This window comes from Lysobacterales bacterium, assembly GCA_019634735.1.
Classification (GTDB): Bacteria; Pseudomonadota; Gammaproteobacteria; order Xanthomonadales; family UBA2363; genus Pseudofulvimonas.
The window spans coordinates 527958-541955 of sequence record JAHCAT010000001.1 but is presented as its reverse complement, the minus strand read 5'-3'; the positions used below and the strand labels follow the sequence as shown (position 1 = coordinate 541955).

General features: G+C 72.6%; 12 protein-coding genes. 7 read left to right on the top strand and 5 right to left on the bottom strand.

What is annotated here, in order from left to right:
• The first annotated feature begins 67 nt into the window (after nt 1-67).
• A complete protein-coding gene (gene alr, locus KF823_02280; GenBank protein ID MBX3724726.1) occupies nt 68-1153 on the top strand; it encodes an alanine racemase in 1086 nt (361 codons plus the stop codon).
• A 102-nt stretch (nt 1154-1255) separates the two neighbouring features.
• Here alr and KF823_02275 read toward each other — a convergent pair whose 3' ends face one another.
• The 3 genes from KF823_02275 to purM are packed head-to-tail and all read right to left on the bottom strand — an operon-like array spanning nt 1256 to nt 3688.
• Nucleotides 1256-1978: a DUF3108 domain-containing protein gene (locus tag KF823_02275; protein ID MBX3724725.1), complete on the bottom strand. Its 723-nt coding sequence runs from the start codon at nt 1976-1978 to the stop codon at nt 1256-1258.
• The gene (locus tag KF823_02270; GenBank protein ID MBX3724724.1) at nt 1905-2627 is read right to left on the bottom strand and encodes a phosphoribosylglycinamide formyltransferase; all 723 of its coding nucleotides are present in this window, start codon (nt 2625-2627) and stop codon (nt 1905-1907) included. The genes KF823_02275 and KF823_02270 overlap by 74 nt, the downstream gene beginning before the upstream one ends.
• A 14-nt stretch (nt 2628-2641) precedes the next feature.
• A complete protein-coding gene (gene purM / locus KF823_02265) occupies nt 2642-3688 on the bottom strand; it encodes a phosphoribosylformylglycinamidine cyclo-ligase (GenBank protein MBX3724723.1) in 1047 nt (348 codons plus the stop codon).
• A 106-nt stretch (nt 3689-3794) separates the two neighbouring features.
• On the opposite strand from purM, the gene KF823_02260 reads away from it, so the two are divergent.
• The 5 genes from KF823_02260 to KF823_02240 all read left to right on the top strand — a co-directional run bounded on the left by KF823_02260 (nt 3795) and on the right by KF823_02240 (nt 11061).
• Entirely contained in the window at nt 3795-4976 is a 1182-nt protein-coding gene (locus KF823_02260) for a DUF2066 domain-containing protein (protein ID MBX3724722.1), read from the top strand.
• 354 nt (nt 4977-5330) lie between these two features.
• The gene (locus KF823_02255; GenBank protein MBX3724721.1) at nt 5331-5894 is read left to right on the top strand and encodes a CDP-alcohol phosphatidyltransferase family protein; all 564 of its coding nucleotides are present in this window, start codon (nt 5331-5333) and stop codon (nt 5892-5894) included.
• Entirely contained in the window at nt 5891-7021 is a 1131-nt protein-coding gene (locus tag KF823_02250; GenBank protein ID MBX3724720.1) for an AI-2E family transporter, read from the top strand. The genes KF823_02255 and KF823_02250 overlap by 4 nt, the downstream gene beginning before the upstream one ends.
• A complete protein-coding gene (gene hda, locus KF823_02245; GenBank protein ID MBX3724719.1) occupies nt 7018-7728 on the top strand; it encodes a DnaA regulatory inactivator Hda in 711 nt (236 codons plus the stop codon). Before KF823_02250 ends, hda begins: the two co-directional genes overlap by 4 nt.
• A 12-nt stretch (nt 7729-7740) precedes the next feature.
• The gene (locus KF823_02240) at nt 7741-11061 is read left to right on the top strand and encodes a PAS domain-containing hybrid sensor histidine kinase/response regulator (protein ID MBX3724718.1); all 3321 of its coding nucleotides are present in this window, start codon (nt 7741-7743) and stop codon (nt 11059-11061) included.
• A gap of 8 nt (nt 11062-11069) precedes the next feature.
• On the opposite strand, the gene KF823_02235 is transcribed toward KF823_02240, so the two are convergent.
• Together KF823_02235 and KF823_02230 are read right to left on the bottom strand one after the other, a co-directional pair.
• Nucleotides 11070-11492: a VOC family protein gene (locus tag KF823_02235; protein MBX3724717.1), complete on the bottom strand. Its 423-nt coding sequence runs from the start codon at nt 11490-11492 to the stop codon at nt 11070-11072.
• Nucleotides 11493-11523: 31 nt separating this feature from the next.
• Nucleotides 11524-12171, bottom strand: coding sequence for a response regulator transcription factor (locus KF823_02230; protein ID MBX3724716.1), 648 nt, complete (start codon nt 12169-12171; stop codon nt 11524-11526).
• Nucleotides 12172-12291: 120 nt separating this feature from the next.
• Here KF823_02230 and KF823_02225 point away from each other — a divergent pair, with 120 nt between their 5' ends.
• Entirely contained in the window at nt 12292-13923 is a 1632-nt protein-coding gene (locus KF823_02225; protein MBX3724715.1) for a hydrogenase, read from the top strand.
• Nucleotides 13924-13998 lie beyond the last annotated feature (75 nt).

Below are 13998 nucleotides of genomic sequence, written 5' to 3'. Positions count from 1 at the left end.
TCCGGCGCACGATCGGCACGGTGCCGACCCGGGCCGGGCGCGCCGCTGCGCGGCTGTCGCGCATCGCATGAGCCGTCGCGTCGTCGCCACCATCCACCTGGATGCGCTGCGCGCCAACCTCGCCCGCGTGCGCATGCTGGCGCCCGCGTCGCGGGTCATGGCGGTGGTCAAGGCGGACGGCTACGGGCATGGTCTTGAACGGGTCGCGCGTGCGCTGGCCGGCGCCGACGCCTTCGGAGTCGCCTCGATCGCCGACGGCCAGCGGATCCGCGCCGCCGGGCTGGACAACAGGATCGTGGTGCTGTCCGGCATCGACGAGCCGGAAGACCTGCCGGCGATGCGGGCACTGGCCCTGGAGCCGGTGCTGCACCACGAAAGCCAGCTCGCCTGGCTGGAAGCGGAGCGCGACCCGCGACCCCTACCGGCGGTCTGGTTGAAGATCGACACCGGCATGCACCGCCTGGGCTTCCCGGCGGACGAGGCGGCGGCCGTGCACGCCCGATTGCTCGCCCTCCCGCAGGTCGGCGGGCGCATCGAGCTGATGACGCATTTCGCGCGCTCGGACGAGTTCGGGGAGTCGGCCACGGCGCTGCAGGCCGACCGGTTCACCCAGGCGACGGCCGGCCTGCCTGGCAATCGTTCGCTGGCGAACTCGGCGGCGATCCTGGGCTGGCCGGCCAGCCACGGGGACTGGGTGCGCGCCGGCGGGGTCCTGTACGGGGTTTCCGCGGTCGCCGGCCGGACCGGCGCCAGTTTCGGCTTCCGGCCGGCGATGACGCTGAGCGCCCGCCTGCTGGCGATCAACACGGTGGCGGCAGGGGAGGCGGTGGGCTATGGCGCGACCTGGACCTGCCCGCAGACCATGCCGGTCGGCGTGGTCGCGATCGGCTATGGCGACGGCTACCCGAGGCATGCCGGACCGGACACGCCGGTGCTGCTGCACGGGCGTCCGGCGCGGCTGGTGGGCCGGGTGTCGATGGACCTGGTGACCATCGACCTGCGCGGCCATCCGGCGGCGGCGGTCGGGGACACGGTGGTGCTCTGGGGTCCGGCGTTGCCGGTCGAGACGATCGCCGGCCATGCCGGAACAATCGGCTACGAGCTGGTCTGCGGCATGACCCGGCGCGTCGATTTCGTGGAGAGCGGCGCCTGAGTCCGGCGTGGCCGGTCGGTGCGCGGCCTGCCAGTGCCGGCTTCGCCGCCGAGCAATCGGGCCGGGGCGCGTGCCCCGGCCGCCCGGCGGATGCCGACCGGGTCAGTCGGTGACGAGGCCGCGCAGCCGCGTTTCGGTGCGGTCGCCATCCTCGACCTGGATCATCTTCACCATCAGGTAGCTGCGCCGCGGATCGTGCCAGCTCACCGTGCTGCGGTCGTCGTCGCCGGCGCGGACGCGCTCCAGGCGTTGCGCCTGCACCGGGCCGGACGGGGTGTCGACCGTCTCCTGGCCGGAGACCCGGAAGCGCCAGGCGCGCAGGCCATCGGGATAGGCGACGTCGATTTCGAAATCGTTCCGCCCGGCGGCCAGCAGGGCGACCAGGGCGGCGCCGCTGCCATAGCGGTCGCTGGCGCCCTCGACCAGGGGGTGGCGATGTTCGCCCTTTCGGTCGACCAGGGTATAGCGCAGGGCATCCCAGTCGTAGCTGACCCGGACTTCCCGATTGCCCAGGGTGGCACGCTGCCGGTAATGCGATTCGATCGGCTTGGGCAGGCCATCGTGCCAGCGGAAGCGCATCTCCTGGTCGATGCGCAGACCGACCATCGATGCCATGCCGCGCTCGCCGGTGGTGCTGGACCGCCAGCGCCACGTGCCGTCGCCCAGGTCGGCCAGTTCGATCCGGCTGGAGCCGACGGCGCGACCGTTGCGCAGCACCTCGTAGTCGGCCTGGAACGGCGCGATCGGCGCCTCAGCGCGGACCGTTGCCGGCAGCAGGACGATCGCCGGGAGCACGCAGGCGAGCAGCCTTTGCATCACCGTCATCGGGAATCTCCAGTACCAGGGGGGCCGCCAGTGTCGCGCCGTCGAACTGAATCCCGGCTTGCGACAGGCGCAGACGCCCGTCCGCGATCAGTCCGACCACGCCGACCAGCAGGGCATGCTCGAGGGGCAGCAGGCGCGCCGCCAGCGTTTCCGGCGTGTCCGTGCCGTGCACGGGGATTCTTGCCTGCGCGAGCACCGGTCCGGCATCGAGCTGCGGAATCACCTGGTGCACGCTGGCGCCGTGCTCGGCGTCGCCGGCCGCGAGGGCCCTGGCGTGGGTATCCAGGCCGGGGTGCCGGGGCAGCAGGGAGGGATGCACGTTGATCATCGGCCAGGGCGCCGAGGCGACCACCTCGGCATCCAGGATGCGCATGAAGCCCGCGAGCACAAGCAGGTCGGGCGCGGCGTCGGCGACCCGCCCGAACAGCGCGCGGTCGAAGGCGGCACGGCTCGCGAACTCGCGGGGCGGCAACGCGGCCACGGGAACGCCGGCGGCCCGTGCGATCGCCAGGGCCGCGCAACCCGGGCGGTCGCTTGCGACCAGCACGGGCTCGACATCCAGCTCGCCGCGGGCGTGGGCGGCAAGGAGGGCCGCCAGGTTGCTGCCGCGGCCGGATACCAGTACGGCAAGCCGCAGGGGCGGCGGCATCGGTGCGGCGGGCTTCAGGCGAACCGCAGGCGGTCGCCGCCGGCGGCGTCCTCCACGGCACCGATCTCCCAGCAGGCCCAGCCCTCCTCGGCCAGGCGGCCGCGCGCGGCCGTCACGGCGTGACCGGGCAGCAGCAGCACGTAACCGATGCCGCAGTTGAAGGTGCGCCACATCTCGGTGTCGGTCACGTTGCCGGTGCGCTGCAGCCAGTCGAACAGGGCAGGGCGCGACCAGGCCATGGGGTCGATGCGCAGGCCCAGTCCGGGGGGCACTACCCGGATGATGTTCTCGGTCAGTCCGCCGCCGGTGATGTGGGCCATGCCGTGGATGGCCACGCCCGCCGCGAGCAGATCGAGCACCGGGCGCACATAGATGCGCGTCGGCGACATCAGCAGGTCGGCAAGACGGGCGCCATCGAGTTCGCGATCCAGGGCGTCTGGGTCGCGCGCCAGGATCCGGCGGATCAGCGAGTAGCCGTTGCTGTGCGCGCCGCTGGAGGACACGCCCAGGAGCACGTCGCCGGCGGCGATCCGGCTGCCGTCGTTGAGCGCCGACTTCTCGACGGCGCCAACGCAGAATCCGGCGAGATCGTACTCGCCATCCTCGTACATGCCCGGCATCTCCGCGGTCTCGCCGCCCACCAGGGCGCAACCGGCCAGCTCGCAGCCGCGCGCGATGGAGCCGACCACCGTGGCGGCGGTGTCGACGCTGAGCCGGCCGCAGGCGAAATAGTCGAGGAAGAACAGCGGCTCGGCGCCCTGAACAAGGACGTCGTTCACGCACATGCCGACCAGGTCGATGCCGATGCCGTCATGGCGATCGAGCTGCTGGGCAAGCTTGAGCTTGGTGCCGACGCCATCGGTGCCGGACACCAGGACCGGATGCCGCCAGCGACCGGGGGGCAGTTCGAACAGAGCGCCGAAGCCACCCAGGCCGCCCAGCACTTCCGGTCGCCGGGTCCGGGCCACGGCGGGCTTGATGCGTTCGACCAGGGCGTTGCCGGCGTCGATGTCGACACCGGCGTCGCGGTAGCTGAGGGAAGGATTCGGCTCGTGATTCATCGCGGCTGGGGCGTCCGGACGGGGCGGGGAGGCCGGTGGCCGAACGCCAGGCGCGACAGCGGGGCGGTCGGCAGCGGGCGGACGGACTCCGTCCCCGGGGCCGCGAATGATAGCGAACCGGCGGCCGGCGCGGACCGGGCAATGGACTGCGGTGGCCGTGTTCCGGATACTCCGCGCATTCCCGACCCCGGCCGACCCGATGACCCTCGACCTGTTCCGGTGCCGACCCGCACTGGCCGCCGCGCTGCTTTCCCTGGCCTTCCAGGCCCTCGCGAGCCCACCCCCGGACACTGTGCAGGCCAGCACCGTGGTCGCCGATCGCAGCGCGGCGGCGCGCTCGGAGGGGGTCGGCCGGGCACTGGCCGACGCCCTGCAGCGACTGACCCCTTCGCCGGAGCGGATCGTCGAACTCGACCTGACGCCCCTGCTGGCCGACGACATGGTCCTGCAGCGCTTCAGCTACGAACAGGTCAGCCGGCCCACCGCGAGCGGCATTCCCTCGATCCGGCTGCTGTTGCACGCCTGGTTCGACACGGCCGCACTGCGCGGCTTCCTGGTCCGCACCGGACTTCCGGTGTGGCGGGGAGGCCAGGTGCGACCGGTGCTCTGGCTGGCGATGGACGATGAAGCCGGGCCACGGCTGGTCGATGCCGGTCGCGATCCGGTCGCTGCCGAACTGCTTACGCGACTCGCCGCGCGCGGTGTCGTGCCGGTCGCTCCGCTTGGCGATCTCGAGGACCTGCGGCTCATCGAGGCCCTGGCCGGCGATGGGCTCGAGGACGCGCTGCGCGGGGCGAGGCGCCGTTATCCCGATGGCCCCCTGGTACTTGCCTGGATCCGGCCGGACCTCGATGGCGGCTCGGTCGACTGGTGGGTGGTCGACCTGGCCGACACAGAACGGTTCGCCAGCAGCGGGCCATCGCCGGCGATCGCGCTGGCCGAGGGCGGCGCGCGCCTGGTTGGCGTGCTGGCCGGGCAGCACGCGGTGCGTGCGAGCGATGTGTTGCCCCTTGCCCGCGAGGTCGAGCGTGGCCCCGGCGACTACGTGATCTGGATCGAGGGGCTGGAGCGCGCCGGTGCCTGGGCGGCCGCCAATGCCCTGCTGTCCTCGCAGACGATGGTCGCCGGCGTGTTCCCGGAGGTGGCGGCGGCCGAGCGGGCGAGGGTGCGGGTGACGCTGGATACCCCGCTGGCCGACCTGCTTTCCCTGCTGGTGGCCGATGGCCGCCTGCGAGTCATCGAGGGGCCGGTTGCGGATGCCGATCTCCGCCTGCGCTGGCAGGACTGATCGTCTATGCCACAATCGGACCGTCGCCCGGCGGGGCGTTCCCGGCGGGCCCGCCCCCGCGCCTCGCCGTTCAGGCGTTGCCCGCGGATGCCGGAGCCTGGCCGCAATGCCGCCCGGCCGCGCCGTGCGGCCGGCCGCCGCGCCGACCCTTCAGCCCTCCCCGAACGCCAGTGAACACGCCGACCGATCGCTACGATCCGAGCCGAACCCGCGACGTCGCCCCATCGGGTCCGGCGGCCGGCATCGAACGAGAGGGCTGCGCACCAGGTATGGCTACAAGAGGAGGTTCCCGGACAGGTCGACCGGCCCCCAGGCTGTGTCCGCAAGCCGCCAACTGGCGCTGAGGTCGGCCGCATGCTGCGCCATCTGCCCAACCTGATCACCCTGGCGCGCATGGGCCTGTGCCTGCCGCTGGCCTGGGCGATCCTCGACGGCCAGCCGCTGCGGGCGTTGTGGCTTGCCGCCGCGATCGGCATGAGCGATGTGCTGGATGGTCTCCTGGCAAGGCGCTTCGGCTGGCAGAGCCGGCTCGGCGGACTTCTCGATCCGCTGGCCGACAAGCTGTTCCTGGTATCCGCCCTGGTCGCGCTGGCCGTGGCGGGCGTCGCGCCGGCCTGGTTCGTGGTGCTGGCGTTGCTGAGGGATCTGGTCATCGTCGCCGGCGCCGTTGCCTACCACAACCTGGTCGAACCGGTGCAGCCCGAGCCACGCGTCCTGGGCAAGCTCAATACCCTGGGCGAGGTGCTGCTGGTGCTGGTCCTGCTGGCGACGATGGCGGACTGGCCGCTGCCGGGCATCGCGGCACCGGCCCTGCTGGCGCTGGTCACCGCCCTGATCGTGGTCAGCGGCGCCGACTATGTCCGGACCTGGAGCTACCGGGCGATGGCCATCTGGCAACGACGGAGGGAATCGCGATGAACCCGGTTCGCTGGTTCTGGTTGGTGGTGGCGCTGATCGCCGGTCTGCTGGTGTGGCTGCTGGGTCCGGTCCTGACGCCGTTCCTGGCCGGCGCCCTGGTCGCCTATCTGGGCGATCCGCTGGTCGACCGGCTCGAGCGCACCGGTCGCGGGCGTTGGCGGCTGGGTCGGACCGGCGCCGTGGTGCTGGTGTTCGCCTTGCTTGCCATGCTCCTTGCCGCCGCCGTGCTGCTGCTGGTGCCGATGCTGGAGCGCCAGGTGCTGCGTCTGGTCGAGTCGCTGCCAGGCTGGCTGGCATGGCTTCAGGAGTCCGCGTTGCCGTGGCTGGGCGCGCGGCTGGGCATCGAACTCGGCGGCGGCGACCTCCCCGATCTTTCCGAGCTGGCCAGGGAGCACTGGCAAAGCGCTGGCGGTGTCGCTGCCGGAATGGCATCCGGGCTGACCCGCTCGGGCATGGCCGTGGTCTCGTTCCTGATCAACCTGGTGCTGATCCCGGTGGTCGCCTTCTACCTGATGCGCGACTGGGACCTGCTGGTGGCGCGAATCCACGGACTGCTGCCGCGTGCCAGCGCGCCCACCGTCACGCGGCTGGCGCGCGAATCGGACCAGGTGCTGGGTGCCTTCTTCCGGGGCCAGCTGCTGGTGATGCTCGCCCTGGCGGTGATCTACTCGGTCGGCCTGGCCGCGCTGGGCGTCGATCTCGCCCTGCTGATCGGCATCGTCGCCGGGCTGGTCTCCTTCGTGCCTTACCTGGGCACCTTCGTCGGAGTCGCCATGGCCGTCGCGGCGAGCGTGTTCCAGTTCGGCGAGGCCTGGCACCTGGTCGCGGTTCTGGCCCTGTTCGCGGTCGGCAACCTCCTGGAGGGCATGGTGCTGCAGCCCTGGCTGATCGGCGATCGCATCGGCCTGCACCCGGTGGCGGTGATCTTCGCGGTACTGGCGGGTGGCCAGCTGTTCGGGTTTACCGGCGTGCTGCTGGCGCTTCCGGTTGCCGCTGTCCTGGTGGTCCTGTTGCGCTTCGCGCTGCAGCGCTATCGCGAAAGCGAGGCCTACCGGCAGGCCGATACCCCTCGGGTGATCGTCGAGCCTGGTGCGACGCGCAGCGACGATCCCCCGGCATCCGTGTGAGCAGGCAGCTGCCGCTGGCCTGGCCGGTGCCGCCGGCCGCCCGTCTGGGGCAATTCGATGCCACCGGCAACGAGGCCGTGCCGCCCCTGTTGCAGGGTCTGCTTGCGGCGCCGCCGGGCGCTGCGCCGCTGCTGCTGGCCGGCCCGCAAGGTGTCGGCAAGACGCACCTGCTGGCGGGTTCCGGTGAGGCCGGGCGATCCCGCGGCCTGCGCTGCGCCTATGTCGCGCTGTCGCGGTGGGCCGACTTCGATGGCGACGCCCTGCAGTCGCTCGCCGGCCACGACCTGCTGCTGATCGACGAAGTCGAGCAGGTTGCTGGCACGCGAAGCCGTGAGCTGTCCGTGTTCGACCTCTACAACCGCGCACTGGACCGCGGCGCGCGCCTGCTGATGGCTGGCCGCGAGCCCCCCGCGCGATTGCCGCTGCTGCTGCCCGACCTGCGCTCCCGCCTGGAGGCGGCGACGCTGGTCACGGTTCAGCCGCTGCCGGAACCGGCACGCCGCAGGCTGCTGGCGGCGCGGGCGCGGGAGCGCGGATTCGAGCTCGACGAGGCCGTCCTCGATTACCTGTTCCGCCATCAACGCCGCGACCTGCCGAACCTGCTCGCCCTGGTCGACCGGATCGATCGCGAAAGCCTGGCGCGGCAGCGCCGGGTGACCGTGCCCCTGGTGCGCGACGTGCTGGCCGATGCCGGCCCGCACTCCTGAGCGGGGCCCTCCATGTCGACCGCGCTGATCGTCGCCGCCGCCGCGATCTGGCTGGGTCTTCTGTTCGCAGTGGCGGTCGCCGGTGAGCGGATGGCGCGACGCGGCTGGCAACCCGGCCCCTGGACCTATGCCCTGGCGCTGGGCGTCTACTGCACCTCATGGACGTTCTACGGCACGGTGACCCAGGCCCTGCGCTCGGGATGGTGGCTGCCCCCGACCTTCGTCGGCACCATGCTCCTGTTCGTTTTCGGCTGGCGCTTCCTGACCCGGCTGGTTCGCCAGGCGCATGCCCAGAACAGCACGACGCTCGCCGATTTCGTCGCTGCCCGCCTGGGTACCAGCCCGGTCCTGGCCGCGACCGTCACCGGCGTCGTCCTGCTCGGGACCTTGCCCTACCTGGCCCTGCAACTGAAGGCGGTGTCGACCAGCTTCGACCTGCTGGCCGGGCCGGGCAGCAGCCTCGACGACAGCGCCCTGTGGGTCGCGCTGGCGATGGCCGTGTTCGCGATCGCCTTCGGTACCCGGCGGGCGGCCGCCAGCGACCGCCATCCCGGCCTGCTGCTGGCGATCGCCTTCGAATCGCTGTTCAAGCTGGCCGCGCTGCTGGCCATCGGTGCGTTCGTGGTGCTGGGTCCGGGCCAGAACCCGCTGGCCCTGGCCCAGGCCGCGGCGCTCGAGCTGCCCCCCGCGCTGGGTGGCGGCGATGGCTTCCTGGCGCTGGCGGTGCTGGGCGCCCTTGCCATGTTCACGCTGCCGCACCAGTTCCATGTCGGCGTCATCGAGTGCGCCGACGCCGGGCATGTGCGGGCCGCACGCTGGCGCTTTCCCCTGTTCCTCGCCCTGATCGCCCTTCCCGTGCTGCCCCTGGCCTGGGCCGGCGCGCTCCTGGTCGGCGACCGCGTCGACTCCGACCTGTACGTGCTGGCCCTGCCCATGCTGGCCGGCCAGCCGTTGCTGGCCCTGCTTGCCTTCCTGGGCGGGCTCAGCGCCGCGACGGCGATGGTCGTGGTGGCGACGCTGGCCCTGAGCCTCATGCTGGGCAATCACTGGCTGACGCCGTTGCTGGGGCGGGGCTGGGCGCGGACCGGCGCCGGCGACCTGCGGCAGCGCGTCCTGGTGATGCGACGGTTCTGCGTTGTAGCGGTGCTGCTGATGGCCTGGGCCTATTCGCGGGCGCTGGCCGGCAGCGATGCGCTTGCCGACATCGGAGCGCAGTCGTTCTCGGCGCTGGGCCAGCTGGCGCCGGCCGTGCTGCTTGCCCTCTACCGTCCGGGCACGCCGGCAGCGGCGGTGATCCAGGGACTGCTGGCCGGCGTCGCCGTCTGGGCCTATGTGCTGCTGGTGCCGCAACTGGCGGTGGCGAGCGGCGCCGAGCCGGCCTGGCTGGTCGCAGGCCCACTCGGCATGTCCTGGCTGTCGCCGGGCGACCTGCTCGGGCTGGGCGCGCTGGAGCCGCTCACCCGGGCAACCCTGGTCGGCTTTGCCGCCAACCTGGCGCTGGTCGGGCTGCTCGGAAGTCGCGGGGCGCAGCCCGAACGCCCCCGCGGCGGCATGCCGGCGGCCGAGCTGCGCCGGCTGGCCGCACGCTTCCTCGACCCGCGAGCGCTGGTTGCGGCACTGCCGGCGCAGGATGGACCGCACGGCGATGCCGATCAGGCCACGGTCCAGCGCGTCGAGCTGGCGCTGGCTGGCGTCATCGGGGCCGCCTCGGCGCGGCTGCTGCTGGATACCTTGCGGCGCCGCGGTCCGGCCGAGCTCGAGTCGGTGGCCGAGCTGGTCGGCGAAACCTCGCAGGCCCTGCGCTTCAACCAGCAGGTGCTGGAAGCGGCACTGCAGAACATGAGCCAGGGCATCAGCGTGGTCGACCGCGAGCTGCGCCTGGTCGCGTGGAACCGCCGCTACAGCGACCTGTTCCGCTACCCGGAAGGGCTGCTTCAGGTCGGCGTGGCGGTGGAGCGCCTGCTCCGGCACAACCTCGATGCCGGCATGGCCGGTCCAGGCGATATCGACGGACTGCTGGCCCGGCGCCTTGGCCACATGCGCGCCGGAACACCCTACGTCTCCGAGCGGACCTTTCCCGGCGGCGAGGTGGTCGAGATCCGGGGCACGCCGATGCCCGGCGGCGGTTTCGTCGCGACCTTCACCGATGTCAGCGCGTTCCGGCGCACCGAGGCGCAACTGAAGCTGGCCGCCTCGACGCTCGAGCAGCGCGTGGCCGAACGCACCGCGGAATCGGAGCGCGCACGGGCGCTCGCGGAGCGCGCCAGCCAGGACAAGACCCGCTTCCTGGCCGCGGTCAGCCACGACCTGGCGCAGCCCCTCAATGCCGCCCGGCTGTTCAGCCATGGTCTCGCGCAGAAAGTTGCGGACGGACCGCTGGCGGCCACGGTCGACCACATCGCCGCGGCCCTGGCGGCCGCCGAGGATCTGCTGGGCGGGTTGCTCGACATCTCCCGGCTGGAGTCGGGACGTATCGAGCCGACCTTGCAGGCGGTCGACCTGGGACAGCTGCTGGCCCACCTGGCGGCCGAGTTCGGCGTGCTGGCGCAGGCGCGCGGCCTGACGCTGCGCGCGGTGCCGACCCGGGCATGGGTGTGCAGCGATCCGCACATGCTCAGGCGCGTCCTGCAGAACTTCCTGGCCAACGCGATCCGATATACGCGCCACGGCCGCATCGTGCTGGGCTGTCGGCATGTCGGGGAGTCGCTGCGCATCGAGGTGTGGGATAGCGGCCCCGGCATCGCCGCTGACCACCATGAGCTCGTCTTCGAGGCCTTCCGGCGCCTGGACCGCGACGGCCAGGGACTGGGCCTGGGACTGGCCATCGCGCAGGGCATGGCGCAGCTGCTGGGGCACCCGCTGGCGCTGCGTTCCTGGCCGGGGCGCGGCAGCGTGTTCGCGGTGAGCGTGCCGCGCGTCGCCCCCCAGCCGCAGCCAGCGAAGCCCGATGCGTGCTCCGTGCTGGCGGACGGCGCCGCGCGGGTGCTGGTCGTGGACAACGACCCCGCGGTGCTGGCGGCGATGACCGCTCTGCTGGGCGATTGGGGCTACCGGGTGCAGGCGGCGACGGAGGGCGATACGGCGCTGCGCCTGGCGCGGTCGGAGCGGCCGGATGTCCTGGTGCTGGACTACCACCTGGATGGCGACCGGACCGGCCTCGGGCTCCGGGCGGACCTGGTCGACGCGCTGGGCGAGCTGCCGACGATCGTGGTCACCGCCGACCACGATCCGGCGACCGCCGCCGCGGTCGCCGCCGTCGGCTGCCACCTGTTGCACAAGCCGGTACGGCCGCTGGCGCTGCGCTCGTTGCTGGCCCGGGTGGCCCGGGCCTGAGCGCGGGCCTACCAGACGCCGGTATTGGCCATCGACAGCCAGGGCTCGACGGGCGGCAGCGCGCCGCCCTTCTGGAGCAGTTCCACCGAGATCAGGTCCGGCGAGCGCACGAAGGCCATCCGGCCGTCGCGCGGCGGCCGGTTGATGGCGATGCCGGCCGCTGCCAGACGTGCGCACACGGCGTGGATGTCGTCGACCTCGAACGCGACGTGGCCGAAGTTACGGGCGCTTCCGTAGTCCTCCGGGTCCCAGTTCCAGGTGAGCTCGATCTGGCCGCGCTCGGCGTCGCCCGGTGCGGCCAGGAAGACCAGGGTGAAGCGACCCTGCGGGTGCTCGGTCCGACGCACTTCCTCCAGTCCCAGGAGATCGCGCCAGAAATGCAGGCTGGCCTCGAGGTCGCTGACGCGCAGCATGGTGTGCAGGAATCGCATGGAGGTCTCCGGTGGAATGGTGGGCCGCGGCTCAGGTGCCGTCGCCGGTCGCGACCATCTGCTTCAGGAGCACCCCGGCCTGGGTGCGGTTGCGAACGCCCAGGCGCTCGAAGATCGCCGTGAGATGGGCCTTCACGGTGCGTTCCTGGATACCCATGGCGTCGGCGATCTGCTTGTTGAGCTGCCCCCGGGCGACCAGTTCGAGAACCCGGCGCTGCTGCGGGGTGAGCGCCGCCAGGCGCAGGGCGGGCGAGGGTGCCGGAAGGGCGGCCGCGGCGACGGCGTCGGCAAGTTCCGGAGGAATCCAGGGCCGGCAGTCGAGCACGCAGGTCAGCGCGCCGGCGAGCTGCACGGCCGGGGCCCGCTTCGGCACGAAGCCCATGGCACCGGCGTCGAGCGCCGCGCGGATGGTCGCAGGATCCTCGTGCCCGGAAACCATCATCACGGCGGTCGCGGGAAACGCCGCCCGCAGGCGGGCCAGCCCGAGCAGGCCCTGGCTGCCGGGCATGTTCAGGTCGAGCAGCACCAGGTCGATCTCCGGGCGGCGCGCCAGCGTCGCCAGCGTGCCGTCGAGGTCTTCCGCTTCCAGCACCTCGGCGCCGGGCAGGTGCTCCGCCACGGTCTGGGCCAGGGCCTTGCGGAACAGGGGGTGGTCATCGGCGACCAGCAGCACGCTCATGCCGGCAAGGATACGCGGCCGGCCTGCCCCTTGGTGCGATGGACGCCGGGCCGGGGCCGGCTATCCTGCAGGCTGAGCACCGCTTGCGCCCCCAGTTGCCATGGCCTTGGAGTATCCCGCATGTCCAGAGCGTCCCTCGTCGTTCTTGCTGCCGTGGTCGCGATGACCGGTTGCGCCACGTCCCCGACGCGCCAGGACCTGCGCAGCCTGGTTCCGGAGCTGGTCGGCACGGTCACCGAGACCGTGCATCGGCAGGACGATGACCTGCTGAGCGCCGGCCTGGGCCTGGCTGGCCTGCGCCAGTTGCCGGCACCGGCCAGCGCGGTGCCGGACCCGGCGGCGCTGCGAAGGCGGGCCATCCACGCCAGTTGGCGTGGCATTGCCGACCTGCGTCCGCAGTCGATGCCGGAGGCGCTGCCGGTCGTTCCGGGACGCGAGTTCCAGGCACAGCTGCAGCTGGCCGGGGACCGGCATGCGCACCGCGTCGTGCTGCAGTTGCCCGACGATTTCGACAGCGCGCGGCCCTGCCTGGTGGTGGCACCGGCATCGGGATCCCGGGGCGTGTACGGCGCCATCGCAGTGGCCGGTCCGGTGGCGCTGCCGCGCGGCTGCGCGGTCGTGTACACCGACAAGGGCGCGGGTTCGAATTTCCAGGCGCTCGACGACGGCGGCGTCCGGGTGCCCCATGCGCATTCGCAGGACAATCCCGAAGCACGCTGGGGCGAGCACGTGCTGGTGGCCGCGCGTTTCGGCCTGGCCCTGCTGGGCGAGGCGGGACTGCGCAGGGCGCCGTTCACCGCTGCCGACACCCGGGTCGTCGCGGTGGGCATCTCCAATGGTGGCGGCGCCGTCCTGCGCGCCACCGAACTCGACGGCGACGGCCTTCTGGCGGCCGCGGTCGCCGCAGCGCCGAACATCGACGTCGACTGGCCTGGGTCCCGGCCCATCTACGACTACGTCACCGAGGCCGCCATCTACCAGCCCTGTCTGCTGGCCGGCGAGGCCTGGCGGGACGCGCCGTTCGTCACCGACGCCCTGCGCGAGCAGGGGCGGATCCGCTGCCGCCTGCTGGCGGCCGCCGGCCTGCTGGATGCCCGCACCGGTACCGGTCAGGCCCGGGAGGCGCACGAGCGCCTGCGCGCGGCCGGCTGGGAACCGGGCGCCTTGCGGCTGGCCGGCCAGAACATCGCCTTCGATCTGTGGCGGGCGGTGGCGGTGACCTATGCCAGCGCCTACGGCCGGTACGGAACCGGCGAGCATCCGTGCGGCTACGGCTTCGCGACACTGGACGCCGGCGGTGGCCGACGGATCGCCTCCGAGGCGGAGCGGGCCGCGTGGAGCAGCGACGGCAGCGGCATACCGCCCACTGCCGGCGTTGCCCTGGTCGATCCCGCCGCGGGCGGCGAGGATGCCGCCCTGCCGGGCCTGATGTGCCTGCGTCGGCTGTGGCTGGAGGAGGGACCGGACAGCGAGCGGGTGCGTGCCGGCATCGCTTCGGTGCGCGCCAGCGGCAGACCGTTGACAGCGAACATCACTGTTCTGCATGGCGCCGACGATGCCCTGGTGCCGCCGGCCTTCAGCAGTCGCCCCTGGGTGGCCGCCGCGCGCGCCCGTGGCGCGCGCATCGCCAGCGAGGAACTGCCGGCCGTGCAGCATTTCGATGCCTTTCTCCTGCTGCCGGCGATGGCTGGTTACCAGCCCCTGCTGCCGGCGACGTGGCAGGCCCTGGAGCGGACCTTGCGGCGGGACTGAGGGGTCTGTCCGGGCCGGCGCGAAGCGGCCGCAGGCTTCGCCGCGCCGGCCTGGCACCGGTCCGGCGGCGGTCGC